At 62.0% G+C, this 23,699-nt stretch carries 22 protein-coding genes; 11 read left to right on the top strand and 11 right to left on the bottom strand.

From position 1 onward, the window contains the following. Positions 1 to 24: 24 nt before the first annotated feature. A complete protein-coding gene (gene queG, locus RI103_RS03620; RefSeq protein ID WP_310814056.1) occupies positions 25 to 1,263 on the bottom strand; it encodes a tRNA epoxyqueuosine(34) reductase QueG in 1,239 nt (412 codons plus the stop codon). 17 nt (positions 1,264 to 1,280) lie between these two features. Between queG and tsaE the strand changes: the two genes are divergently transcribed. Together tsaE and RI103_RS03610 are read left to right on the top strand one after the other, a co-directional pair. Next, positions 1,281 to 1,865, top strand: coding sequence for a tRNA (adenosine(37)-N6)-threonylcarbamoyltransferase complex ATPase subunit type 1 TsaE (gene tsaE, locus RI103_RS03615; protein ID WP_310814055.1), 585 nt, complete (start codon positions 1,281 to 1,283; stop codon positions 1,863 to 1,865). Then, a complete protein-coding gene (locus tag RI103_RS03610) occupies positions 1,847 to 3,436 on the top strand; it encodes an N-acetylmuramoyl-L-alanine amidase (protein WP_310814054.1) in 1,590 nt (529 codons plus the stop codon). Before tsaE ends, RI103_RS03610 begins: the two co-directional genes overlap by 19 nt. 98 nt (positions 3,437 to 3,534) lie before the next feature. Here the strand turns inward: RI103_RS03610 and RI103_RS03605 are convergent, their stop codons facing one another. Then, positions 3,535 to 4,416: an EamA family transporter gene (locus RI103_RS03605; protein WP_310814053.1), complete on the bottom strand. Its 882-nt coding sequence runs from the start codon at positions 4,414 to 4,416 to the stop codon at positions 3,535 to 3,537. Positions 4,417 to 4,593: 177 nt separating this feature from the next. On the opposite strand from RI103_RS03605, the gene RI103_RS03600 reads away from it, so the two are divergent. Both RI103_RS03600 and trxA read left to right on the top strand, forming a co-directional pair. After that, positions 4,594 to 5,469, top strand: coding sequence for a pirin family protein (locus RI103_RS03600; RefSeq protein ID WP_310814052.1), 876 nt, complete (start codon positions 4,594 to 4,596; stop codon positions 5,467 to 5,469). A gap of 81 nt (positions 5,470 to 5,550) precedes the next feature. Further along, complete coding sequence (gene trxA / locus RI103_RS03595) at positions 5,551 to 6,399, top strand: thioredoxin (RefSeq protein WP_310814051.1); 849 nt, start codon at positions 5,551 to 5,553, stop codon at positions 6,397 to 6,399. Between the two features lie 86 nt (positions 6,400 to 6,485). On the opposite strand, the gene tcdA is transcribed toward trxA, so the two are convergent. Continuing rightward, complete coding sequence (tcdA, locus tag RI103_RS03590) at positions 6,486 to 7,343, bottom strand: tRNA cyclic N6-threonylcarbamoyladenosine(37) synthase TcdA (RefSeq protein WP_310814050.1); 858 nt, start codon at positions 7,341 to 7,343, stop codon at positions 6,486 to 6,488. Between the two features lie 230 nt (positions 7,344 to 7,573). Here tcdA and pdxH point away from each other — a divergent pair, with 230 nt between their 5' ends. The 3 genes from pdxH (at position 7,574) to RI103_RS03575 (ending at position 10,998) form a co-directional block, all read left to right on the top strand. Further along, a complete protein-coding gene (gene pdxH, locus RI103_RS03585; RefSeq protein WP_310814049.1) occupies positions 7,574 to 8,215 on the top strand; it encodes a pyridoxamine 5'-phosphate oxidase in 642 nt (213 codons plus the stop codon). A gap of 141 nt (positions 8,216 to 8,356) precedes the next feature. Further along, positions 8,357 to 9,571: a cyclopropane-fatty-acyl-phospholipid synthase family protein gene (locus RI103_RS03580; protein ID WP_310814048.1), complete on the top strand. Its 1,215-nt coding sequence runs from the start codon at positions 8,357 to 8,359 to the stop codon at positions 9,569 to 9,571. 71 nt (positions 9,572 to 9,642) lie between these two features. Beyond that, positions 9,643 to 10,998, top strand: a complete 1,356-nt coding sequence (locus RI103_RS03575) for a DUF72 domain-containing protein (RefSeq protein ID WP_310814047.1) — start codon at positions 9,643 to 9,645, stop codon at positions 10,996 to 10,998. A 27-nt stretch (positions 10,999 to 11,025) separates the two neighbouring features. Here the strand turns inward: RI103_RS03575 and msrA are convergent, their stop codons facing one another. Next, the gene (gene msrA, locus RI103_RS03570; RefSeq protein ID WP_310814046.1) at positions 11,026 to 11,574 is read right to left on the bottom strand and encodes a peptide-methionine (S)-S-oxide reductase MsrA; all 549 of its coding nucleotides are present in this window, start codon (positions 11,572 to 11,574) and stop codon (positions 11,026 to 11,028) included. Positions 11,575 to 11,831: 257 nt separating this feature from the next. Between msrA and RI103_RS03565 the strand changes: the two genes are divergently transcribed. After that, entirely contained in the window at positions 11,832 to 12,341 is a 510-nt protein-coding gene (locus RI103_RS03565) for a flavin reductase family protein (protein ID WP_310814045.1), read from the top strand. 131 nt (positions 12,342 to 12,472) lie between these two features. Here the strand turns inward: RI103_RS03565 and RI103_RS03560 are convergent, their stop codons facing one another. After that, positions 12,473 to 12,988 carry an Lrp/AsnC family transcriptional regulator gene (locus RI103_RS03560; protein ID WP_012434188.1) on the bottom strand — a complete coding sequence of 172 codons (516 nt, stop codon included), beginning with the start codon at positions 12,986 to 12,988 and terminating at the stop codon, positions 12,473 to 12,475. A gap of 130 nt (positions 12,989 to 13,118) precedes the next feature. On the opposite strand from RI103_RS03560, the gene kynB reads away from it, so the two are divergent. The 3 genes from kynB to kynA are packed head-to-tail and all read left to right on the top strand — an operon-like array spanning position 13,119 to position 15,979. Further along, the gene (kynB, locus tag RI103_RS03555) at positions 13,119 to 13,757 is read left to right on the top strand and encodes an arylformamidase (RefSeq protein ID WP_310814044.1); all 639 of its coding nucleotides are present in this window, start codon (positions 13,119 to 13,121) and stop codon (positions 13,755 to 13,757) included. Positions 13,758 to 13,785: 28 nt separating this feature from the next. Then, a complete protein-coding gene (kynU, locus tag RI103_RS03550) occupies positions 13,786 to 15,036 on the top strand; it encodes a kynureninase (RefSeq protein WP_310814043.1) in 1,251 nt (416 codons plus the stop codon). Between the two features lie 10 nt (positions 15,037 to 15,046). Continuing rightward, positions 15,047 to 15,979, top strand: a complete 933-nt coding sequence (kynA, locus tag RI103_RS03545; protein WP_310814042.1) for a tryptophan 2,3-dioxygenase — start codon at positions 15,047 to 15,049, stop codon at positions 15,977 to 15,979. A 413-nt stretch (positions 15,980 to 16,392) separates the two neighbouring features. Here kynA and RI103_RS03540 read toward each other — a convergent pair whose 3' ends face one another. From RI103_RS03540 to RI103_RS03515, 6 genes are all read right to left on the bottom strand, one after another. Continuing rightward, on the bottom strand, positions 16,393 to 16,845 hold the full coding sequence (locus RI103_RS03540; protein WP_310814041.1) for a hypothetical protein: 453 nt from the start codon (positions 16,843 to 16,845) through the stop codon (positions 16,393 to 16,395). 839 nt (positions 16,846 to 17,684) lie between these two features. Continuing rightward, positions 17,685 to 18,422: an SDR family oxidoreductase gene (locus tag RI103_RS03535; RefSeq protein ID WP_310814040.1), complete on the bottom strand. Its 738-nt coding sequence runs from the start codon at positions 18,420 to 18,422 to the stop codon at positions 17,685 to 17,687. After that, on the bottom strand, positions 18,419 to 19,963 hold the full coding sequence (locus tag RI103_RS03530) for an FGGY-family carbohydrate kinase (RefSeq protein WP_310814039.1): 1,545 nt from the start codon (positions 19,961 to 19,963) through the stop codon (positions 18,419 to 18,421). The genes RI103_RS03535 and RI103_RS03530 overlap by 4 nt, the downstream gene beginning before the upstream one ends. A 46-nt stretch (positions 19,964 to 20,009) precedes the next feature. Continuing rightward, on the bottom strand, positions 20,010 to 21,098 hold the full coding sequence (locus tag RI103_RS03525) for an alcohol dehydrogenase catalytic domain-containing protein (RefSeq protein ID WP_310814038.1): 1,089 nt from the start codon (positions 21,096 to 21,098) through the stop codon (positions 20,010 to 20,012). Between the two features lie 36 nt (positions 21,099 to 21,134). After that, positions 21,135 to 22,142 (bottom strand): ABC transporter permease, encoded by a 1,008-nt coding sequence (locus RI103_RS03520; protein WP_310814036.1) that lies wholly within the window; start codon positions 22,140 to 22,142, stop codon positions 21,135 to 21,137. Further along, positions 22,129 to 23,649, bottom strand: a complete 1,521-nt coding sequence (locus tag RI103_RS03515; protein ID WP_310814035.1) for a sugar ABC transporter ATP-binding protein — start codon at positions 23,647 to 23,649, stop codon at positions 22,129 to 22,131. The genes RI103_RS03520 and RI103_RS03515 overlap by 14 nt, the downstream gene beginning before the upstream one ends. Positions 23,650 to 23,699: the final 50 nt, after the last annotated feature.

The following is a 23,699-nucleotide window of genomic DNA, read 5'->3' as shown; positions in this document are numbered from 1 at the left end:
TCAAACCGCCGATTTGCCGCTACTTTACGCCGCTTCCAACGCCCATTCCACATGCTCGCGCACGACGGCGGATGCGTCATCGATACGCAATCTCAGCGCCTGCACGATCGCCTCGCGCGCCGGCCCGCTCAAACTGTCGGGCGACGCACGCAGCGCGTTGCCCATGCCTACCGCGAGATTGCGCAGCCAGCTCTCGTAGCCGATGCGCCGTATCGCGCTGCCCTGCATGCGCGTATCGAACTCGTCCGCACTCCACGCAAAGAGCTCGACGAGCGACGCGCGATCGAGCCCATGCCGCACGTCGAAATCGGCGACCGGCGCGGCCTGCGCGAACTTGTTCCATGGACACACGAGCTGGCAATCATCGCAGCCATACACACGATTGCCGATTAGCGGCCGCATTTCCAGGGGAATACTGCCCTTCAATTCGATCGTCAGATAGGAAATGCAGAGGCGCGCATCGACCTTGTAAGGCGCGACGATCGCGCCGGTCGGACAGGCGCCGATACAGCGCGTGCAACTGCCGCAATGCGAGGCCGGCGTTTCCGGCGCGACTTCGGGCAGAGTCTCGGCGTCGGTCGGCAATGGCACGTCGACGTAGATTTCGCCGAGAAAAAACAGCGAACCCGCGTCACGCTGTAGCAGCAGCGTATGCTTGCCGCGCCAGCCGATGCCGGCCTTCTGGGCAAGTTCTACTTCGAGCACCGGCGCCGAATCGGTAAATACGCGGTAGCCGAACGCGCCGATCTCAGCCTCGATTTTCTCGGCAAGATGTTGCAAACGGTTACGCATGACCTTGTGATAATCACGGCCACGCGCATAAACCGACACCACCGCCGCCGACGGGTCCGCCAGCCGCGCATGCTCGGCTGCGCGCCAGTCCTGTGTCAGCGGGCCGTCCTGCAAAGCGCTTTCGCGCGCCTTTCCGCTCAATGTCTGAGCGGGCAAATAAGCGATGCGCGCCGTAATCACACGTCGCGTGCCGGCCACAAGCTCGGCGGGCCGCGCGCGTTTCATGCCGTGTTTCGCCATATAATCCATCTCGCCGTGGCAACCCGCTTCCAGCCAGGCTGCAAGCGGCGCTTCGGCGGCGGAGAGATCGGTGTCGCTAATGCCGATCGCTCCGAAACCCAGTTCACGGCCCCACGTTTTGATGTTCAGCGCGAGCGCGTTCAGCGCCGCTTCATCGAAATGACGCTCGGCACGCACATCGTCGGTAGACGCAGGCGTGCAGGAAACAGGGGACTCCGGACTTCGGTTCATCACGCCATTTTACGAGAATGCCTGTCAATCCCGATCTCGCGATCCAACCGCCCGCCAACGTCCTGCTCGAACGCACCTTTGCGCTCGCGGACGAAGCCGCCACGCTGGCGTTCGGCGAGCGCTTCGCGCAGGCGATCGAAAGCGTGCGCGAAGCCGCGCGGCAGGCACCAAGCGCGGACGGCGACAAGACGTTTTACGGACTTCAAGTGCAACTCGTCGGCGACCTCGGCGCCGGCAAAACCACCCTCGTGCGCGCAACCTTGCGCGGCCTCGGCCACACGGGCCGCGTGCGCAGTCCCACTTACACACTCGTCGAACCCTACGTACTCGAGCGGCCCGCCGGGGAACTCGCGCTCTATCACTTCGATCTGTACAGATTCACCGATCCGGCCGAATGGGCCGACGCGGGCTTTCGCGAGTACTTCGATAGCGGCGCCGTCTGCCTCGTCGAATGGCCGCAACGCGCGGGGCGTCTCTTGGGCGTGCCGGATCTTGTCTTCTCGCTCGACCTCGACAATGACAACGAGAACGAAAGCGACGGCCGTGTCCTCGTCGCACGGGCATACAGCGAATCAGGAAAGGCATGTCTCGAAAGATGTTGATCAAACCGTTCCGCTCGATCGAATCGGCGGCTACCGCAACGCATAACTGGCGGCGCCGGCAGATTCTGCGCGCGGGTGCGTCCACGCTCGTGCTCGGCCTCGTCGCGCCGCGGCTCGCGTGGGCGAGTTCGGTGCTCGGCGTGCGGGTCTGGCCGGCGCGCGACTACACGCGCGTGACGATCGAATCCGATCAGCCGCTGCAGAACGCCCAGCAGTTGCTGCAGGGACCGGACCGGCTGGTGGTCGATCTGAGCGGCCTCGATCTGGATCAGGCGCTGAAGGACCTGGTGTCGCAGATCACGCCGAACGATCCGCAGATCCAGTCGGTGCGCGTCGGACAATACCAGCCACATGTGGTGCGCATGGTGTTCGATCTGAAGGGCTCGGTGAAGCCGCAGGTGTTCACGCTGCCGCCGGTCGGCGCGTACAAGTACCGGCTGGTGTTCGACCTGTACCCCGCCGTCGCGCCTGATCCGTTGATGGATCTGCTCGCACAGACGGAACACAAGCAGCAGACGTTGAACGAAGAGAACGCCGCGCCGCCGCCCGCCACGCTGAGCGGTCCGGGCACCACGCCGCCCACCGCCGACAACAGCGAGGCGTTCTTCGAGCGCTACGCGCAGAACGGCGGCAGCGGCGCCGCGCCGGGCGTGCCGCGTCCTCCGGTGCATGTTGCGCCGACACCTGTTCCGCCGATGTTCGGCAAGCCGGCCACGCCTGCTGCTCCGGTGGCGCCGGTGGCACCGCCCACGGCCATCGCTCGCAATAAAGGCAACAGCGCGAACACGCTGGGCGCGGACGACGCCGGCAGCGACGACACCTACGCCTTCACCAATCCCAAGTCCGGCAAGAGCAACACGGTGCGTCTGTTGACCGTTGCGATCGATCCGGGCCACGGCGGCGAAGACCCGGGCGCGATCGGCGGCTCGGGCACGTACGAGAAACACGTCGCGCTCGACATCGCGAAGAAGCTGCGCGCGAAGATCGACGGGCAACCGAACATGCGCGCCATGATGACGCGCGACGCCGACTTCTTCGTGCCGCTGAACGTGCGCGTGCAGAAGGCGCGGCGCGTCGGTGCGGACCTGTTCGTGTCGATCCATGCCGACGCGTTCACCACGCCCGACGCCAAGGGTTCGTCGGTGTTCGCGCTGTCCGAGCATGGCGCGTCGAGCGCCGCGGCGCGCTGGATGGCGAACAAGGAGAACTCGTCGGATCAGATCGGCGGGATCAATATCAAGTCCGCTGACGCTACCGTGAATCGCGCGTTGTTCGATATGTCGACCACGGCGCAGATTCGCGACTCGATGCGTTACGGCAACTTCGTGCTGAAGGAAATCGGCGGCATCAACAAGCTGCACAAGGGCTCGGTCGAACAGGCGGGCTTCGCGGTGCTGAAGGCGCCGGACATTCCGTCGATCCTCGTGGAGACCGCCTTCATCAGCAACCCGGACGAAGAGCGCCGCCTGAACGACGACGCGTACCGGGACAAGATGGCCGATGCGATCATGACCGGCATCAAGCGCTATTTCGCGGCGAATCCACCGCTTGCGAAGAATCGCATGACGTGACGCGTTCGCTTGCGACGATACGATGCAGTGCAAACGGCCGCTCGAAGCGGCCGTTTTTTCGTCTTCGTTTTCCGTCCTCGTGCAGACGAGCCAGTCGCTCAGCGCGCCGGTGCAAACCGCTGCACGACCCAGCCGCCGAACACGTTCACGGCCAGGCCCGCCATCACCAGCAAAGCGCCGGCGATCTGCGCCGCGGACAGTTGCTCGTCGAGAAAAAGGGACGCCGATGCCAAGCCGACAATCGGCACCAGCAGCGAAAACGGCGCGACCTGACTCGCCGGATAGCGCGACAGCAGCCGGCTCCACAAACCGTAACCGATCAGCGTGGCGATGAACGCGAGATACACGATAGCGAAGATCGACATCGCACTGATGCCGGAAAGCGCGGCGACGATTCGCTGCGGCCCCTCCAACGCATACGACAGCGCGAAAAACGGCAGCGGCGGAATCAGGCTGCCCCACACCACGAGTCCGACGAGATCGACCTTGCCCACCTTCTTGGTGACGATATTGCCGAGCGCCCACGAACACGCGGCGCACAACGTGAGGACAAAGCCGGCCAGCGTCATGGCGTGGCCGCCTTGCATGCCGATCACGGCAAGGCCGCCCGCCGCGATCAGCAAACCCGCGACATTCGGCAAGCGGAGCCGCTCATGCAGGAACAAGGCCGCGAAGATCAGTGTGAAAAACGCCTGCGCCTGCAATACCAGGGAGGCCAGTCCGGCCGGCATACCGACATACATGGCCGAGAACAGAAAGGCGAACTGCCCGAACGAAATCGTCGCGCCGTAGGCGATCAGCCAGCGCCACGGCAGGTTGGGCCGTTTGATGAAAAACACCGCCGGCACCGCGGCGAGCGCGAAGCGCAGCGCGCCGAGCAGCATCGGCGGCACGCCATGCAGACCCACCTTGATCACGACGAAATTGACGCCCCACGCCACGACGACGACCAGCGCAAGCAGCAGATCCCTGGGGGACATCCCGGTCTCCAATTGATTGTTCGATCCGGCAGTTTAGCGGAGCCGGCAGCGCCAGGCGATGACCCGCGCTACGGATTCCCGGAGAGTCGACGTGTCGCGCAGCCGTCGTCATCAGGTCCACCGCAGTAGAATCGTTCATTGAGCCCAATCCCCCCACCACTCCAGCCGAGCCTGCCTATGTCCTCCTCCATCAAAGCAGTCCTCAAACCGCATCTGCGCGACGTCGGCAGTCTGACCGTGCGGCGCGTGCTGCCGGCCATGGCGGCGCGCCTGATCGGCCCGTTCATCTTCTTCGACCACATGGGGCCGGCCACCCTCGAACCCGGCGTCGGCCTCGACGTGCGGCCGCATCCGCATATCGGCCTCGCCACCGTGACCTATCTGTTCGAAGGCGCGATCATGCATCGCGACAGCCTCGGCTCGGCGCAGAAAATCGTCCCCGGCGACGTCAACTGGATGACGGCCGGGCGCGGCATCGTCCACTCCGAGCGCACCCCGGACGAGGATCGCGCGAGCGGCCAGACCATGCACGGCATTCAGACGTGGGTCGCGCTGCCGCTCGACGACGAGGAAATCGAGCCGTCGTTCGCGCATCACGCCGCCGACACGCTGCCGGTGGTCGAGCGCAATGGCGTCACGCTGCGGGTGATCGCCGGCACCGCGTTCGGCGAAACCTCGCCGGTCGCGACGTTCTCCGGCACGCTGTATGTGGCCGGCGAATTCGCACCGGGCGGCGCGTTCGCGCTCGAACCGGAGCACGAAGAACGCGGCGTCTATCTCGTCGACGGCGATCTGGAGATCGACGGCACGCCGCTCGAAGTCGGCCAGATGGCGGTGCTCGCGCTCGACGAAACGGTGACGCTGGCGAGCACCCACGGCGCGCGCGTCATGCTGCTCGGCGGCGAAAAGCTGGACGGCGAGCGCTTTATCGAATGGAATTTCGTCGCCAGTTCGCGCGAGAAGATCGAAGCCGCGAAGCTCGCGTGGAGCAATCAGGAAATGGGCAAGGTGCCGGGCGAAACTGAATGGATCCCGCTGCCCGAGCGCAAATGAGCGCAAGCGGCTTCGGGGAGCATTGAATCCGCGGTGTTCGGCCCCAAATAGTCAACAGACCGTTTTATCGACGAGGACGCAATGGACACCACTCTGGCCACTTTCGAACAGGACGTCATCACGGCGTCGACACTGGCCCCCGTGCTGGTCGATTTCTGGGCGCCCTGGTGCGGCCCGTGCAAGACGCTTGGCCCGATGCTGGAAAAGCTCGAAGCCGAAGCCGCCGGCAAATGGAAGCTGGTGAAGGTGAACGTAGACGAGAACCAGGAGCTGGCCGCGCACTTCCAGGTGCGCAGCATTCCGCACGTCATGGCCTTCGCCGACGGGCGGCCGGTCGATCAGTTTGTCGGCGTGCTGCCTGAAGGTCAGTTACGCGAGTTTATCGAGCGGCTCGTGCCGCAAGGCGCGGACGCCTCGCGTCTGGAGGCGCAAACCGCGCTGGCCGAAGGCCGCCGCGAAGATGCCTACGACGCGCTGCAAGCCGCCCTCGCCTACGACCCGGGTTTCGACGAAGCGCGCATGGACCGCATTGAAATGCTGCTCGAAGACAACCGTATCGACGAAGCGCGCAACGAAGTCGATCTGCTGTCGCCGAAAACAACGCAAGGTATCGACGCGCGTTTCAACGCGATCAAGACGCGCCTCGACGCGGTGGACGCCGCAGCCGACTTGCCGCCCACGGACGCGCTGGAGGCAAAGGTCGCGGCGAACCCCGCCGATCTCGAAGCGCGTTTCGATCTGGCTAGCGCGTTTATCGCTCGCCGCAAATACGCGGAGGCGCTCGAACAGCTGCTCGCGATCGTGCAACGTGACCGCACCTTCCGCGAAGATATCGGCCGCAAGACGATGCTCTCGGTATTCGATCTGGCCGCGCATCAGCCGGAGCTGGTGTCGCAATGGCGGCGCAAGCTGAGCGCTTCGTTGTTCTGATCTGATTGACTCAATCGCTATTCAGGCGCGGCGCCCCAGCGGCGCCTGAATACGACACCGCGGCATCCACCACGGCGTGACTTGCCTCAAGCTGTCGCCTGCTTCGCCAGCGCCCGCAACACATGCGCGGCTGCGGCAAAACCGAAGCTCGCCGTCACGCACACGCTCGAACCAAATCCCGCGCAGTTCAAACCGACCGGCCCCGTGTGGCCCGGCGACGTGGTGACGTGTTCCGCTTCCTCGTCGATATCGCAGACGGCGGCTTCCGGATAGATCAGCGGTTCGTCGGAATACACCGCGCTCACCTTGAACCTGGCCTTCGGGCCGCGCGGAAAACCGTGCTGCTTGCGCAATTGCCCGCGCACTTTCGACAGCAACGGGTCCTGGATCGTCAGCGCGAGATCGTCGATGCGAATGCGCGTCGGGTCGAGCTGGCCACCCGCGCCGCCGACGGTGATCAACGGCTGCTTCTTCTCCACGCACCATGCGATCAACGCGGTCTTGGTGCGCACGCTGTCGATCGCATCGATCACGTAATCGAAGCCGCCGCCGAGCGTTGCGTCGAAGTTATCCGGCTCGACGAAGTCCTCGATCAGACGCACGACGCAAAACGGATTGATTGCCGCGATACGTTCGGCCATGGCCTCGACCTTCGGTTTCCCGTAGTTGCCGTCGAGCGCGTGGATCTGCCGGTTCGTGTTGCTCTCGGCGACGTTGTCGAGATCGATCAGCGTCAGCGTACCGACCGCGCTGCGCGCCAGCGCCTCGGCCACCCACGACCCCACTCCGCCGATGCCGATCACCGCGACGTGCGCGCCTTCAAACGCGGCGAGAGCCGGCGCGCCATACAGTCGCGCTATGCCGCCGAAGCGCCGCGCGCGGTCGGCGGTTTCACTCCCGTCGAGGCTGGTAGTAAGATCGGAATGCGCGGTGGTGCTGGACATGATGGCAGGGCTCGGTGGTCAGGCAAAAAACACGAAGTGGCGATGCGAAGGCATACGCAACCCCGTATTTTGCCTGAACGCGCCAGCTTGCATCGCCGCGAAACGCGCAGCACCGAAAGCCATCCGCACGTCGGCACACACGAACGCACCGCGCGAGGCCTTGACCTGGCTGCCGGCAAAAAATCAGCGCCTTAGCTATACTGATTGAACTGTAGCGTTCGCATAAGAACATGACCTCACTCGCTGAACTTCGAAAAAACTATTCGCTGGGTTCTTTGGATGTTGCCGATATCGACCGCAACCCGTTTCGTCAATTCGATACGTGGTTTCAACAAGCAGTCGACGCCAAACTGCCCGAACCGAATACCATGACGCTGGCCACGGTCGACTCGCGCGGCCGCCCGTCGGCGCGCATCGTGCTGATCAAAGGCGTTGACGAGCGTGGCTTCGTGTTCTTCACTAATTACGAAAGCCGTAAAGGCCGCGAACTGGCCGCCAATCCGTATGCCAGCCTGCTGTTCTACTGGATCGAACTCGAACGCCAGGTGCGCGTGGAAGGCCGCATCGTCAAAACCAGCGCAGAAGAAAGCGACGCATATTTCGCATCGCGCCCACTAGGTTCGCGCATCGGCGCGTGGGCATCGAATCAGAGTCAGGTAATTGAAAGCCGTTCGCAGCTCGAAACACGCGAACGCGAAATCCGCCTGCAATACGGCGACCAGCCACCACGGCCACCGCATTGGGGCGGTTATCGTTTGGTGCCCGAAGCAATCGAATTCTGGCAGGGCCGGCCGTCGCGTCTTCACGACCGTTTGCTCTACACGCGTTCAAGTGAACACGGCGACTGGCAAATCTCCCGCCTATCGCCTTGAATCGGAATACAACGCCGCCGGCGCGTTGCCAACGCAGCAGCGCGCGGCGGCCGGATGGCATCTCGCGGCATGGGAGTCGCGCCGCATTGAGTTGCGATCCACACAGGCTTTGCTTTAGTTCAACGGACACGGAGAGTTCACATGTTCTGGGAGAAGAAGCTGGCGCAGTGGGTGGAAGATGTAAAAATCAAAGCTAACGTTCCTGCACGCCTCGTGCTGTGGGACGGTCAGCAACATGACTTCGGGCAGTTCGCCGCGCCTCAGGTCACGCTACATGTCAAAAGCGCCACGGCGCTGCCCTATCTGCTCGAACCGAGCCTCGACAACCTTGGCGAGGCGTACGTGAAGGGCAAGATCGACATTGAGGGCAAGCTGTCGGACATCATCAATATCGGCTACCAGCTGGCGCGCAATACGGTTACCAGCGCGGGCAAGCTGGCGCGCGTGCGCCGCTACTTCAATCATTCGAAAGCGTCGGACAGGAAGGCGATCCAGTATCACTACGACGTCTCGAACGAGTTCTACAAGTTGTGGCTCGACGAGAACATGGTGTACTCGTGCGCGTACTTCGAGAACGGCAACGAAGATCTCGCCACCGCGCAGATCAAGAAGATCGACCACATCCTCACCAAGATCCAGTTGCAACCGGGGCAGCGCCTGCTCGATATCGGCTGCGGTTGGGGCGCGCTCGTCCTGCGCGCGGCGCAGAAGTTCGGCGCGCGGTGTGTGGGCGTGACGCTCTCGCAGAACCAGTTCGACCTCGCCACCGCGCGCGTGAAAGCGGCGGGTCTGGAAGGCCAGATCGAGATTCGTCTGCAGGATTATCGCGACGTCGAAGGGCAATTCGATCGCATCACCAGCGTCGGCATGTTCGAGCACGTGGGCCGCAAGAATCTGCCGGGCTACTTCGAGAAGATCCGCGATCTGCTGGTCGACGACGGCGTCGCCATGAATCACGGCATCACGTCGAGCGATGCGGACAGCGGCGAAACCGCGCTCGGCGGCGGCGAATTCATCGACCGCTATGTGTTTCCGGACGGCGAACTGCCGCATATCAGCCTCGCGCTCGAGTCGATGCAGCGCGGCGGACTCGAAGCGGTTGACGTCGAAAGCCTGCGCCGTCACTATGCGCACACGCTGGACATCTGGGCGGAGAATTTCGAAGCGCATGCGGAGGAAGCCCGCAAGCTCGTCGACGACGAAAAATTCCGCATCTGGCGCGTGTACCTCGCCGGTTGCGCGTATGCGTTCGAAAACGACGACGTCTCGATCTACCAGGTGGTGTGCCGTAAAGCCGGCCGCAGCGCGAAAACCCTGCCGTGGTCGCGCCGCTATATGTACGACAAACCGCTGTGATACGGTTGGGCCGCGGCGCCGTGCATGAGCGGGCGACGTGGAGCAACCTTTGATCAGCAGGTCGAACACTGATGGACCAGAGCGGGACAAGCGAAGTTGAACAGCCGGTCGATGGCGAATCTGGCGCCGAGGGCGAAGCCGTGCAGTTCGATCTGTTCGGAATGCCGGTGGATGCGGCGACGGCGACGGGCGATGGCGAGGTGAAGCTGCCGCATCGGTCGGTCGATGCAACCACCGCTCCCGGCGCCGCGACGCAGCCTGAGCGCCGGCGTCCGCCGCGCGCGAAGGCCGGCAGCGCCGCCTCGCTGTGGCAGGAAGACGAAACGGCAGTGCCGGAATACGCCACCGCCGCACCCGAAGCCAACCCCGCACCCACCCCCAAAAAACGCCGCACCCGCGAAATCCTCGCCGCTCCGCCTTCGCCCGAGTTGCTCGCGCTCGCGGCGCAACTGCCGCCGCAGATTCACCTCGGCACCTCGACATGGTCCTTTCCAGGCTGGAACGGCATCGTCTACGGCGACGAGTACAGCAACAGCAAACTCTCGCGCGAGGGTCTCACGGCGTACGGCGCGCATCCGTTGCTGAAGACGGTCAGCATCGACCGGTCGTTTTATCAGGCGCTCACGGTCACCGAGTATTTGCGTTACGCGCAGCAAGTGCCCGAGCATTTCCGCTTCATCGTCAAAGCGCCGATGACGATCACCGATGCCACCGTGCGCGCCGAACGCGGCGAGCCGGTCTCGATGAATCCGTGTTTTCTGAACGCGCAAATGGCGATTGACGACTTCGTCACGCCATGTCTGGAAGGGCTCGGCGCCAAGGCCGGCGCGCTGGTGTTCCAGCTTTCGCCGCTACCGGATCAGATGCTCGCGCAGCCGGCGGTGTTCATCGAACGGCTGGCCGAATTTTTGATGGCCTTGCCGCAGCTGCCGGACAGCGCCTGCTACGCGATCGAGATCCGTGATGCGAGCCTGCTCACGCCGCGCTTCATCCGCACGCTCAAAACGGCGGGCGTGCGCTATTGCGTCGGGATTCATGCGCGTATGCCCGATCCGCTGCGCCAGGCCGCGGCGCTCGCGCTGCTGGACGGCGAACCGGCCGGGCCGCTGATCGTGCGCTGGAGTCTGCACGGCGGCTTCAAATACGAACAGGCGAAGGCCAAGTACGAACCGTTCAACCAGTTGGTCGATCAGGACCCGGCGACCCGCGCGTCACTCGCCGAACTGGCTGCGCGCTATGCGCTGGCCGGCCAGCCGGTGGTGATCGCGATCAACAACAAAGCGGAAGGCTCGGCGCCGCTCAGTTGTGTTGAACTGGCGCGTGCAATTATCGACGCGTATGCGCGGATCGCTCATGAGCACGAGCACGAAGGCCATGAACCCGCGCCGTCCGAAGAAAACGAGCAGCCGCCCGACTCCGCCGCTTGAGCAACGCGCAAGCGGCCGCCCATCCCGTTAGCTCGCCTTGATCCGGTGAGCAAACTTCTGACGAAACTTCGCGACTTTCGGCGCCACCACGAACGAGCAGTAGCCCTGATTCGGGTGCTGCGCAAAATAGTTCTGGTGATAAGCCTCGGCAGGCCAGTAATTGCCGTCGAGGGGCAGCACCTGAGTGACGATCTGCCCGTCGTAAATGCCCTGCTCGCCGATCTCGCGGATCGCCTGCAACGCCGTTTCCCGCTGCGCTTCGGAATGCGTGAAGATCACCGAGCGGTATTGCGTGCCGACGTCGTTGCCCTGCCGGTTCAGCTGCGTCGGATCGTGGATCGCGAACAAGATATCGAGAATCTCGCGATAACTGATCTTCGCCGGATCGAAGTCGACCTTCACGACTTCGGCGTGGCCCGTCACGCCGTCGCACACCTGCTCGTAGGTCGGACGCTGGGTCTGGCCACCCGCATAGCCCGACTCCACCGCGTTCACGCCGTCGACACCCAGGTACACCGCTTCGAGGCACCAGAAACACCCGCCACCGAGGGTGGCGACTTCGCCTGTCTGACTCATGCTGCACGCTCCTTCAAACTCATAGTCGGCCGATGCCGGCCCGCAGTTCGCCGCAACGCTCATGCCACTACCCGACCTTTCCAGCTTAGCGGCTTTTTCATTCACCGGCGGGGGTCGCGGCCAATCCGCCGCGATTGCAGTTAAAATTGGGACAAATCGACGATTTTCACTATGACTTTCGAATCATTTGTTTCCAGCCGCGCGCGCGATCGGTCCAGCCCGGGATTCACCCGGTTTGCGCCAGGGACTTGCGCCCGATGAAGCACGCCAGCCCACCCAATTTCGACCAGAACGCCTTCAAACAGGCGCTTAGCCAATTTGCCACCGGCGTCACCGTCATTACGACGCGTGCGGCGTCCGGCCAGCTGATCGGCATCACGGCCAGTTCGTTCAATTCGGTGTCGCTCAATCCGCCGCTGGTGCTGTGGAGTCTGGCCACGCGCTCGGCGTCTATGCCGGTGTTCCGCGCCAACAGCCACTACGTGGTCAACGTGCTGGCCGCGTCGCAACTCGATCTGTGCAAGCGTTTTGCGACCGTGAAGGGCGATCGCTTCGAAGGCGTGTCGCACGCGAAAGGCGACACCGGCATGCCGGTGCTCGACGGCGCGCTCGCCTGGTTCGAATGCCATAACCGCAGCCGTTACGAAGAAGGCGACCACGTGATTTTTGTCGGTGAAGTGGAACGCTGCGGCGTGCATGAGAATGCCGCGGCGACTTCGCCGCTGGTGTTTCAGAACGGCTTGTTTCACGGACTCGAACCGCTTTGACGGCGCCGCCGCGCCTGGATGCGGCACGAACGGTTCAAGCGGTTCAAGCGGTTCAGGAATGACATGCGGCCCGAGGCCGTTGCCACGGGAAATTGCCGGCGCACTCGTGTCAGCGCCGGCCGCCCTCTCTCTCAGCGATCGTTATGCGCGGCGCTATGCCCGCCGGTTTTCTTCACCAGGGAAACCGGCACGCCCGAATCTTCCTTGAGCGTCTGCAGCACGATATTCGAACGAATATCCATCACACCCGGCGCCTTGTAGAGACGCTGCAGCACGAAATCCGAATAATGCTTGAGGTTGTGCGCGAGGACGCGCAGCAGATAGTGGGTCTCCCCCGTCACGACGAACGCGCCGACCACTTCCGGCCAGTCGCGCACCGCTTCCGCGAAGCGCTCGTGCCAGTTCTCCTGGTCGTTGCGCATGGACACCTGCACGAACGCTTCCAGTTCGAAACCCAGCACTTCGCGGTTCAGACACGCGCGGTAATGTTCGATGACGCCCTGTTCCTCGAGCAGGCGCAGGCGTCGCAGGCAGGCTGACGGCGAGAGCGAAATGCGCTCCGCCAGGTCGAGATTGCTGATCCGTCCTTCTTGCTGAAGCACCGTCAAGATACGGCAATCGGTGGCGTCGAGCGAGATCGCGTTCATATTCGGTCTCCCTTTCCCGTTTGTCTCAAATTATGTTCCAAGACACGGCGCAGAAGGAGATTTTTTCGCAATCACATTTCGCGGCAAGCCACCTATCATTCCCGGATAGACACAAACCGCCGATCCGACTATGCCAACATTTTGGGATATCACCCCAGCCGTCGATACCACTACCCCCGTCTGGCCTGGCGACACGCCGGTGGGCATCGAGCGCGTGTGGCGCATGGAGGCGGGCTCGCCCGTCAACGTCGCGCGGCTGACCCTGTCGCCGCACACCGGCGCACACACCGACGCCCCGCTGCACTACGACGCCGACGGCGCCGCGATCGGTGAAGTGCCGCTCGACGCTTACCTCGGCCGATGCCGTGTGATTCATTGCATCGGCGCGTCGCCTGTTGTGATGCCACAACACCTAACCGGCTCGCTCGATGATCTGCCGCCACGAGTCTTACTGCGCACTTACAGAAATGCGCCGACCACCGTGTGGGACAGCGCGTTCTGCGCGGTCGCGCCGGACACCATCGACCTGCTGGCCGCGAGAGGCGTGATGCTGATCGGCATCGACACACCGTCGCTCGATCCGCAAGAGTCGAAGACGATGGACGCGCACCACCGTATCCGTGCGCATCGCATGGCGATTCTCGAAGGCATCGTGCTCGACGACGTCGCGCCCGGCGACTACGAACTGATCGCCCTGCCGCTCAAGCTGACCACGCTCGATGCAAGCCCGGTGCGCGCCATCCTGCGCGCGCTGCCCGAATCGCAATGAACATCTCCATCTGACTGACGGAATCACCATGAACCACCGTGACGAAGCACTCGCGCTCGACAGCGCCGATCCCCTCGCGACGTTGCGCGATCAGTTCGCGCTGTCGTCGACCACCATCTATCTCGACGGCAATTCGCTGGGCGTGCCGCCCGCGGCCGCCGCGCAGCGCGCACAAACCGTGATCGGTGCTGAATGGGGCGAAGGCCTGATCCGCAGCTGGAACACAGCCGGATGGTTCGAGCTGCCGCGCCGCCTCGGCAACAAGCTCGCGCCGCTGATCGGCGCGGCGGAAAACGAAGTGGTCGTCACCGATACGATTTCGATCAATCTGTTCAAGCTGCTGTCGGCGGCCTTGCGGGTCGCGAATGCGCGCGATCCGAAGCGTCGCGTGATCGTGTCCGAGCGCTCGAATTTCCCGACGGATCTGTACATCGCGCAAGGCTTGATCGCGCAGCTCGACCGCGGCTATGAACTGCGCCTCGTCGACGATCCTTCTGAACTGCCGGACGCGATCGGCGACGACACCGCCATTGCGATGATCACGCACGTGAACTACCGCACCGGCTACATGCACGACATGGCCGCGCTTACGAAGCTCATCCACGACAAGGGCGCGCTCGCGCTGTGGGACCTCGCGCATTCGGCGGGCGCGGTGCCGGTCGATCTGAACGGCGCCGGCGCGGACTATGCGGTTGGCTGTACGTATAAGTATCTGAACGGCGGTCCGGGTTCGCCCGCGTTTGTGTGGGTGCCTAAGCGCCACCAAAACGAGTCTGTGCAACCGCTGTCCGGCTGGTGGGGGCATCGCGCGCCGTTCGAGATGGACCCGGCGTATCGGCCCGATGAAGGAATCGGGCGCTTTCTGTGCGGCACGCAGCCGATGGTGTCGATGTCGCTCGTCGAGTGCGGGCTCGATGTGTTTTTGCAAACCGACATGCTGGCGATTCGCGAGAAGTCGCTGGCGTTGACCGATCTGTTCATCGAACTGGTCGAAGCGCGTTGCAGCGAATTTCCTTTGAAGCTCGTTACGCCGCGTGAACACGCGCAGCGTGGGTCGCATGCGAGTTTCGAGCATCCGCATGGATATGAGGTGATGCAGGCGTTGATCGCACGTGGGGTGATCGGCGATTATCGCGAGCCGCATGTGTTGCGGTTTGGTTTTACGCCGCTGTACACGCGCTTTGTTGATGTCTGGGATGCCGTGGAAACGTTGCGCGATGTACTCGCGAACGAGGTCTGGCGGGCGCCTGAATTCGCCGCTCGCGGCGCAGTGACCTAAGGAGCGCGCGATGACCGATCACATGCAAACACCGGGGTTGCCGGAAGAGAAGCCGGCTCAGGGATGCCCGTTTGGGCATGGGAGTGTTGCTTCTCCTGCGGGTTCCGTGGCTGCCGGTTCCGGCGATGGCTGGCACGATGCGCAGCTCGATTTTTCTGACTCGATGAGTTACGGCGATTATTTGTCGCTGGGGACGGTGCTGGATGCGCAGCATCCGTTGTCGCCGGATCACAACGAGATGCTGTTCATCATTCAGCATCAGACGAGCGAGTTGTGGATGAAGCTCGCGCTGTATGAGTTGCGGGCGGCGCTGCAGGCCGTGCATCGGGATGAATTGCCGCCGGCGTTCAAGATGCTGGCGCGTGTGTCGCGGATTATGGAGCAGCTGGTGCAGGCGTGGAGCGTTCTTGCGACTATGACGCCGTCTGAGTACACGGCGATGCGGCCTTATCTGGGGAGTTCTTCCGGGTTTCAGTCTTATCAGTATCGGCAGATTGAGTTTTTGCTTGGGAATAAGAATGATCAGATGCTGAAGCCGCATGCGCATCGGCCTGATGTGCTTGCTGAGGTTAAGGCTTCGTTGGAAGCGCCTTCTTTTTATGATGAGGTTGTGCGGTTGCTCGCTCGGCGGGGGTTTGCGATTTCACCTTCCAGGTTGGAGCGGGATTGGACTTTGCCTACTGCTCATGATGCTTCTGTTGAAGCGGCCTGGTTGGAGGTTTATCGGAATCCTTCCCAGCATTGGGAACTGTATGAGATGGCTGAGGAGCTTGTTGATCTCGAGGATGCTTTTCGGCAGTGGCGGTTTAGGCATGTGACCACCGTTGAGAGGATTATTGGGTTTAAGCAAGGGACTGGTGGGACCAGTGGGGCGACTTATCTTCGGAAAATGCTGGATGTGGTTTTGTTTCCGGAGCTTTGGCATGTGAGGACTATGCTGTAGAACTTTTTTTGCCTGCGCGGCGCTTTTTTTTGTGTTCTTTGGGTGTTGGCCTTTTCTTGAATTCTTAGTGGTCTATTAGCGTTGTCCCTGTGCGGGGCGGCACCTACTTTCTTTGCCGCCGCAAAGAAAGTAGGCAAAGAAAGCGGCTTCACACCGCTAATTCTTAAGCGGGTCCCCCGCGCAGCCACGGTAGTGGTGCATCTGGAATCTGTGTTCTCGCGCATTCGGCGTAAGTGACAAAGCCGTCATACTTCCCGCCTCGCGCTCCGCGCTCGTCGGAACGGTCGGCTCAAAACCTGTGGGTTTTTCTGTGTGCCGTGGGAGCCGTCGGCTTTGCCTCGGCGAAATGCCGGCACCTTTCTGGTTTTACTAGCCGCCTTCATTGTCGTGCCCTGCCCTGCGAAGGGCTTATCTCAATGCGCCGTCGCTGTTGATCGAGCGATCGTTTTGAAGCGAAATGGTCGGTTCTGCATCGCTCTGGTCGCGCCGATACGTTCGCGGCTCTCTGACGCCGTCCGCGTGCCCTTCGCCAGCAGGTCCGCTGCATGGCGCGCAGTGATGCGGCTTTGAGGGATTCCCTTTGCATCCAGCGCGATGACCTGGTACAGCTCATGATCAATCTCGACCTCGCGCTGGTAATCCTCGCCAGTGTCGAGCAGCAGTTCCAGCAATTTCCGCTGTTGTTGTCTCTCCTCCCGTGTCACAGCCGGACTCCGAACTATCGAGGCCACAAGCGTAACCAGCTTGTCCAGTTGGTTTAATTGCCGCTCAACGAGCCCGAATGCAGACAGCGCGAGTTTCTCGTATTGAAGCGCGTCAACAGGCGGGCGCGACGTAGTTCGTGAATGCTTGGCGGATTTACTCATGGCGCGATCTCCCTGAAACTTAACTCGGATCGCCCGACAGTCGCTTGCGCGGTGGTGAGCGGGCACATTGACGGGAATAGCAGACCGGTGCATTTCACCACTTACCGGCGAGCCGCGAGGCTCCCCCGCCAAGGCCCGCCCTTTGAAATCAGACGTGCTAAGGCAGCCGCATACAGGCGTGTGCAAGCGTGCGGGGTAAAATGCTCAACAGGCTGCTATACCTGTTGTCGTGGAGTACACGACGGAATGAGTTTAATCACATCACTGCGCAAGTGATCACCTGAACAAGCTAAACCGCGCGCGCGATATTCATTTCTGAAATTTCCCAACCATCTACGCCCATAAAAGACCACAGTGCCAATGAGCGCCGGCGCAAAAACATATCAATGGTGAATAGCGTGCCCTGCCATTCCGTGCGTATCACGGTCTTGCTGAGCGCGAGATCAATCCACCGCCCAGGGCCCCTTCAAAACGAGCGCCGTGTGTGGCGTTGCCGAGGCGAAGCCGAAGTCCCCCCAAGCACAACCAAAGCCACAGGTTTGCGAGCAGACCGTACCGGCGAGCGCGCAGCGTGAGGCGGGAAGTATGACGGCTTTGTCACTTACGCCGAATGTGCGAGAACACAGATTCCAGATGTACCACTACCGTGGCTGCGCGGGGGACCCGCTTAAGAATTAGCGGTGTGAAGCCGCTTTCTTTGCCTACTTTCTTTGCGGCGGCAAAGAAAGTAGGTGCCGCCCCGCACAGGGGCAACGCTAATAAACCACTACCAAAGCAAGGAAAGGCCAAAACCTTAGGATCCCAGACAAAACCAATCGCCGAACAGGCAAAAAAAACCCTCACCTAGCCGTATACCCCCCATCAACAGCCAAACAAACCCCACTAACCATAGAAGCCGCATCACTCAACAAAAACAAAATCGCCGCAGCAACTTCAGCCGACTCAGCAAACCGCTGCAACGGAATAGCTCTCAGCGCGGGATCGCGCTTAACCGGATCACTCCACGCCAGCACCGCCATAGGCGTCAACGTAACAGTAGGATTAACGCTATTAACCCGAATCCCAAACGGCCCCAACTCAACACACAAAGCCCGCGTAACAGCATCGAGCGCCGCCTTGGAAGCCGAATAACTCAAATGATCATCCAACGCCACAAGTGCAGCCTGACTAGAAACATTAACGATACTGCCGGGCCGCTGAGCACCAATCATCCCGCGCGCCACATGCTTGGCAACCAGCACCGCGCCGCGCGCATTCACCGCCATCACACGATCAAAACTAGCACCAGTCGTATCCACAGCCCGCTCGAGCAACGCAATCCCCGCGCAATTCACGAGCCCATCGAACGTATCGAGCGAACCGAACGCGTCATCAATAGCAGCCTCATCGCTCACATCGAGCACCAACGGCTCGCAGCCCGTTTCCTCAGCCAGCCGCGCAAGCTCATTCACATTCCGCGCCGCAGCGACCACACTCGCACCAGACGCACACAACGCCTCGACCGTCGCGCGCCCAATGCCACTCGAAGCCCCCGTCACAAGAATCGAGCGACCAGAAAAATCAAAAGTAGCATTCATGATGTCCGCAACCGATGCATGACCGGCTTCAACGCCGGATACAAATCCGTATAAACGCCGAACCGTTGCTCGTACAACGCCATCCGCACCGCGTCCGGTTGAGCGCGTTCGACTAACGTGACCCAGCCGCGCTGCGCCTCCTCGCGCGATACGAGTCCGACACCGACACCCGCCAGCAACGCCGCGCCCATCGCCGCCTCCACGTCCTGCTCGATGGTATAGACCGGATACCCGGTGATGTCCGCGATGATCTGCATCCACAAATCCGAATGCGCGGCGCCACCCACCACGATCAACTTGTCATCGAGCGACTGCGCGCCTTTACGCCCAGCTTCAATGTTGTGCTTCAGCGCGAACGACACACCCTCCAGCACCGCGCGATACAAATGCGCCCGCGTATGAAACAGGTTCAAGCCGACGAACGCGCCACTGGCCCTGGCGTCCCACACCGGACTGCGCTCACCCATCAGATACGGCAGAAACATCACGCCGTCAGAACCAGCCGGAATTCGAGAAGCGCTCTCTTCAAGCAGCCGATGCGGATCACCATGCGGCGTCGCGCGCGCGGCCTCGATCTCCGCATGACAAAACTGCTCGCGATACCACGTTACCGACGCGCCCGCCGTAATCGCACCGCCGAACACATAAATATCGCGCTGCCCGTTGAACACATGCGGCATGCTGATCAACCCATGCCGTGCATCGACGCTCTGGTTGATATAGCCCCAGCACATGCTCGTGCCGATCATCGCGACATGCTGGCCCCCGCGCGTGACGCCGGCCGCGAACGTCGCCATCGCCGCGTCCACGCCACCCGCGACAATCGCCGTGCCCGCGTCCAGTCCAAGCTGCTCGACCCATTGCGACAGCAACCCGCCCACCACTTCCGACGAATCGACCAGCCGCTCCGGCATCATCGTCGCGGGAATGCCTAGCATGTCGAGCGCTTCGTCGGACCAGTCGCGTTTGCCTATATCGTAGATGCCGCCGATATTGCCCGCCGAACTATGATCCACAGCCACCTCGCCGGTCAGCATGTAAATCACGTACGCATTCGGTGGCAGGAAATAGCGCGTATGCGACCACACGTCCGGCTCGTGATCCCGCAGCCACAACATCTTCGTGTAGCCGTAATAGCTGTCCACGCCGTTGCCGGTAATCGCATAAAGCCGTTCGAGATCGACGTTGCCGCGCACCCATTCAACCTGTTCGGTGGCGCGCCGATCCATCCAGATCAGACAGGGATAGAGCGGCCGCATCTCGCTATCCACCGGAATGCCCGAGCCGCCATACAGGCTGCTCACGCACACCGCTTTGATCGACTTCGCCGCGACGCCCGCCTCCTTCGCTTTCGCGACGCACGCGGCGATGCACTCCACGACTGCCTTCAACCAGACCGCGGGCCATTGTTCCGCCCACAGCGGTTTGGGCGTATCCGGCTGATAGCTCGACGCATGCTGCGCGACGATCGCGCCGTGCTGATCGACCAGCAGCGCTTTGGTGCTCTGCGTGCCGATATCGACGCCGATAACGTAATCCATACTGTCTCCGTTTAGATGCCGCCCGTACTCTGTCCGTATCCGATGCTCAGGCGCGCGGCTTCAGCAACACCTTGATCGAATCGAGCGAGTTGGCGATCTTGATCGCCTCGTCCCATTCTTCCAGCGAAAACCCGTGCGTGACAATGCCTTTCGATGTGACCAGCCCGCGCGCCAGCAGATCGATCGCGATCGGGTAGCAATACGGTCCGAGATGCGCGCCGCGCACGTCGAGTTCCTTGCGATCGCCGATCACCGACCAGTCCAGCGTCGTATCCGCGCCGAACACCGAAAACTCGACGAACCGCCCGAGCTTGCGAATCAGGTCCATGCCCTGATTCACGCCGATCGGCGCGCCGGTGGTTTCAATATACACATCGCAGCCGTAACCGTCGGTGAGCGAGTGGATGATCGCGAGCGCGTCGTCCTGTTTCGGGTTGATCGTCACGTCGGCGCCATATTCGCGGGCGAGTGCGAGCCGCTCTTCGACAAGATCGATCACCACCAACTTCTTCGGCGTTTTCAGATGCGCGACTTGCGTCATCATCAGACCGAGCGGACCGGCGCCCGCGATCATCACCACGTCGTCGAGTTGCACTTCGCCGCGGTTGACGGTGTGGATCGCGCAGGCGAGCGGCTCGATGATCGCGGCGTCTTCGAGCGAAATGCCGTCGGGAATCTTGTGAACAATCGCCGTCGGCGGAATACGCATGTACTCGGCCATACCGCCATCGGCGACTTCGCGCTGAAAGCCGAAAATATTGTGCACTTCGCACATCCAGTACTGACCGGATTTGCAATAGCGGCATTTGCCGCACGGCACGATCTGTTCCGCGATCACGCGGTCGCCCATCTTCACGCCGAAGTGATCGGCCGCGCCTTCGCCGATTTCCTCGACGAAACCGAAGAACTCGTGGCCCGGAATCACCGGTGCTTTCACCCACGGGCTCGGGCCGCCCCAGAACATTTTCGCGCCCGAGTGGCATTTGCAGTCGCTCGCGCAAATGCCGCACGCGGCAATGCGGATCACCAGTTCGTGTGCGCCCGCACGAGGCTTCGACACCTGCTCGACGCGATAGTCTTTCGGTGCATGACAGACGATGGCGGTCATGTTCTGCTTGTCGGTTTGAGTCGTCATTGCATGGTCCTGCTAAAAGTGGAAGTCAGTGGAGAGTTACTTTCTGCGGTCGCGGCTGATGTAAATCGCGAGCAAAATGATTCCGCCCTTGATCACGTTCTGCACATACGGATTCACGCCGACCATGTTCAGGCCGTTGTTCAAGACACCGAGCAGCAGCGCGCCGATCAGGGTGCCGATGATCGAGCCGCGGCCGCCGGAGATCGACGTGCCGCCCATCACCACGGCGGCGATGGCGTCGAGTTCGAAACCGACGCCGGCGTTCGGCTGGCCGCTCATCAAACGCGCGGTAAGAACAATGGCGGCGAAGGCGGACGTCAAACCGGCGATCGTGTAGACGATCAGCTTGACGCGCGCCACGCGCACGCCGGACAAACGCGTCGCCTGCTCGTTGCCGCCGATCGCATAGACATAGCGGCCGAACGGCATGCGCTCCAGCAGCACCCACGCGATCGCGTAGATCACCACCATGATCACGACGGGCGCCTGCACGCCGAGGATCTTGCCGCTGCCAAAGAAGCTCACCCAGTCCGGCAAACCGTCAATGGGATAGCCACCCGTGTAGATCAACGCGAGGCCGCGCGCGATACCCATCGTCGCGAGCGTGACGATGATCGGCGGCATGCCGGCAAACGCCACGAAGAAGCCATTCGCCGCACCAAAGCCCAAACCGACCGCGACACCGATCGCGAGCGCGGCCACCGCGTTCATGCCGGCCACCATCAATCCGGCGGCGAGCGTGCCGGCCAGCGCCATGACCGAGCCCACGGAGAGATCGATGCCGCCGGTCAGAATCACGCACGTCATCCCCACGGCGATAATCGCGTTGATCGACACCTGGCGCAGCACGTTCTCGATGTTCGCCCCGGAGAGAAAACTGTCGCTCGCAAACACCATCACGATGCAGACCACCAGCAAGCCAATGAACGGATAGAACAGCGTCGAGCGTTTCAACGCGGCCCAGGTGAAGCGCATTGGCGCTCCCGGCGTATCGCTGCCGACAGTGGATGTCTCAGGTGACGATGATGGATTAGGCGTGTTCATGTGTTGCTCCACGAGAGCCGGCGGTTGCATAGGTCATCACGGCGTTCGAGTCGATCGCGTCGCCTTCGAGCATCGCTTCGATGCGGCCCTGCCGGAACACGGCAACGCGGTCGCACATGCCGACGATCTCCGGCAGTTCGGACGAGATCATGATGATCGAGTAGCCGCGCGCGGTGAGTTCGCGCATCAGCAGGTAGATTTCGGCTTTGGCGCCGACGTCGATGCCGCGCGTCGGTTCGTCGAAGATCAGGATGTTGGTGTGGTGATTCAGCCAGCGCGCGATCACTACCTTCTGCTGATTGCCACCTGAGAGAGTCGCGACTTCGGTGTGCATGGTCGGTGCTTTGACGCCCACGCGTTTCATGATGTCGGCGGTCGCGCGCGCTTCGCTGCGCTGGTCGATGAAGAAGCGCAGCGAGCGATATTTGCCGAGGTTGTTGATCGAAATGTTCTGCTTGATCGAGAAGTCGGTGATCAGGCCTTCGGTCTTGCGGCTTTCCGGCAGAATGCCGACGCCGGCGCGCAATGCATCCGCGGGATCGGATAGTTTCGCCGCCGCGCCGTTGATGCGAATTTCCTTCACGTAAGCGGGATCCGCGCCGATCACGGCGAGGGCGGTTTCCGTGCGCCCCGAGCCGACCAATCCCGCGAAGCCGAGAATCTCGCCTTCACGCAGCGTAAAGCTCAGCACAGGGCTGTCCTTAAGCAATTGCAGCTTGTCGACTTGCAGCACGATCTTCGCATCGGCGCGCAGTGGCGGCTTCGGCGGAAAGCTGTTTTCGATGCGGCGTCCCACCATCATCTCCACGAGATGTCCCACGTCGGATCGAGCGATCTCGGTCATGCCGACGTACTGGCCATCACGCAACACGGTAATGCGGTCGCACACTTCGAAAATCTCTTCGAGGTGGTGCGAGATGAAGATCATCGCCACGCCCTGCTGCTTCAGCTCGCGCATGATCGTGAACAGATGCTCGGCTTCGGCGGGCGTGAGCGTGGCGGTGGGCTCGTCCAGAATCAGAATGCGCGCCTCCAGCGAGAGCGCCTTGCCGATTTCGACGAACTGCTGCTGCGCCACCGAGAGTTCGCGAATCGGCACCGACAGATCGATCGTCACGCCGAGCCGCTGGAAAATCGCCGCCGCCGCGCGCCGCATCTTGCCGCGTTCGAGCAGCCCCAGACCGTTCTTCAATTCGCGGCCGAGAAACATGTTCTCCACCGCGTTCAGATACGGAATCAGGCTGAACTCCTGGAACACGATGCCGACGCCCGCGGCCACCGCATCGTGATAGCTGGTGAAATGACGCACCTCGCCTTCGATCGTGATCGTGCCTTCGTCGGGCTGATAGATGCCGCACAGGATCTTCATCAGCGTCGATTTGCCCGCGCCGTTTTCGCCGAGCAGCGCATGAATCTCGCCGCGCGCGATTTCCAGATGAATGCCTTGCAGCGCCTTCACGCCTGGAAAACTTTTGATGATGTTGTCGAGCTTGAGTATCGTGTCCATCGGGTCCTCCTCTGCTGTCCGTTGCCGCGCTTCGCTCAACGCGGCAACGG

The organism is Paraburkholderia sp. FT54 (assembly GCF_031585635.1).
Taxonomy (GTDB): domain Bacteria; phylum Pseudomonadota; class Gammaproteobacteria; order Burkholderiales; family Burkholderiaceae; genus Paraburkholderia.
The sequence above is the reverse complement of the archived record's forward strand: the minus strand, read 5'-3'. Positions and strand labels throughout refer to the sequence as shown.

Coding starts and splice junctions, on each gene's coding strand:
- RI103_RS03600 (WP_310814052.1), top strand. CDS start 4,594: ATGTCCTCCTCCATCAAAGCAGTCCTCAAACCGCATCTGCGCGACGTC.
- RI103_RS03525 (WP_310814038.1), bottom strand. CDS start 21,098: ATGACGACTCAAACCGACAAGCAGAACATGACCGCCATCGTCTGTCAT.
- kynA (WP_310814042.1), top strand. CDS start 15,047: ATGACCGATCACATGCAAACACCGGGGTTGCCGGAAGAGAAGCCGGCT.
- queG (WP_310814056.1), bottom strand. CDS start 1,263: ATGAACCGAAGTCCGGAGTCCCCTGTTTCCTGCACGCCTGCGTCTACC.
- RI103_RS03605 (WP_310814053.1), bottom strand. CDS start 4,416: ATGTCCCCCAGGGATCTGCTGCTTGCGCTGGTCGTCGTCGTGGCGTGG.
- kynU (WP_310814043.1), top strand. CDS start 13,786: ATGAACCACCGTGACGAAGCACTCGCGCTCGACAGCGCCGATCCCCTC.
- RI103_RS03560 (WP_012434188.1), bottom strand. CDS start 12,988: ATGAACGCGATCTCGCTCGACGCCACCGATTGCCGTATCTTGACGGTG.
- pdxH (WP_310814049.1), top strand. CDS start 7,574: ATGACCTCACTCGCTGAACTTCGAAAAAACTATTCGCTGGGTTCTTTG.
- RI103_RS03580 (WP_310814048.1), top strand. CDS start 8,357: ATGTTCTGGGAGAAGAAGCTGGCGCAGTGGGTGGAAGATGTAAAAATC.
- RI103_RS03610 (WP_310814054.1), top strand. CDS start 1,847: ATGTCTCGAAAGATGTTGATCAAACCGTTCCGCTCGATCGAATCGGCG.
- RI103_RS03535 (WP_310814040.1), bottom strand. CDS start 18,422: ATGAATGCTACTTTTGATTTTTCTGGTCGCTCGATTCTTGTGACGGGG.
- RI103_RS03565 (WP_310814045.1), top strand. CDS start 11,832: ATGAAGCACGCCAGCCCACCCAATTTCGACCAGAACGCCTTCAAACAG.
- tsaE (WP_310814055.1), top strand. CDS start 1,281: ATGCCTGTCAATCCCGATCTCGCGATCCAACCGCCCGCCAACGTCCTG.
- tcdA (WP_310814050.1), bottom strand. CDS start 7,343: ATGTCCAGCACCACCGCGCATTCCGATCTTACTACCAGCCTCGACGGG.
- msrA (WP_310814046.1), bottom strand. CDS start 11,574: ATGAGTCAGACAGGCGAAGTCGCCACCCTCGGTGGCGGGTGTTTCTGG.
- kynB (WP_310814044.1), top strand. CDS start 13,119: ATGCCAACATTTTGGGATATCACCCCAGCCGTCGATACCACTACCCCC.
- RI103_RS03530 (WP_310814039.1), bottom strand. CDS start 19,963: ATGGATTACGTTATCGGCGTCGATATCGGCACGCAGAGCACCAAAGCG.
- RI103_RS03515 (WP_310814035.1), bottom strand. CDS start 23,649: ATGGACACGATACTCAAGCTCGACAACATCATCAAAAGTTTTCCAGGC.
- RI103_RS03575 (WP_310814047.1), top strand. CDS start 9,643: ATGGACCAGAGCGGGACAAGCGAAGTTGAACAGCCGGTCGATGGCGAA.
- trxA (WP_310814051.1), top strand. CDS start 5,551: ATGGACACCACTCTGGCCACTTTCGAACAGGACGTCATCACGGCGTCG.
- RI103_RS03520 (WP_310814036.1), bottom strand. CDS start 22,142: ATGAACACGCCTAATCCATCATCGTCACCTGAGACATCCACTGTCGGC.
- RI103_RS03540 (WP_310814041.1), bottom strand. CDS start 16,845: ATGAGTAAATCCGCCAAGCATTCACGAACTACGTCGCGCCCGCCTGTT.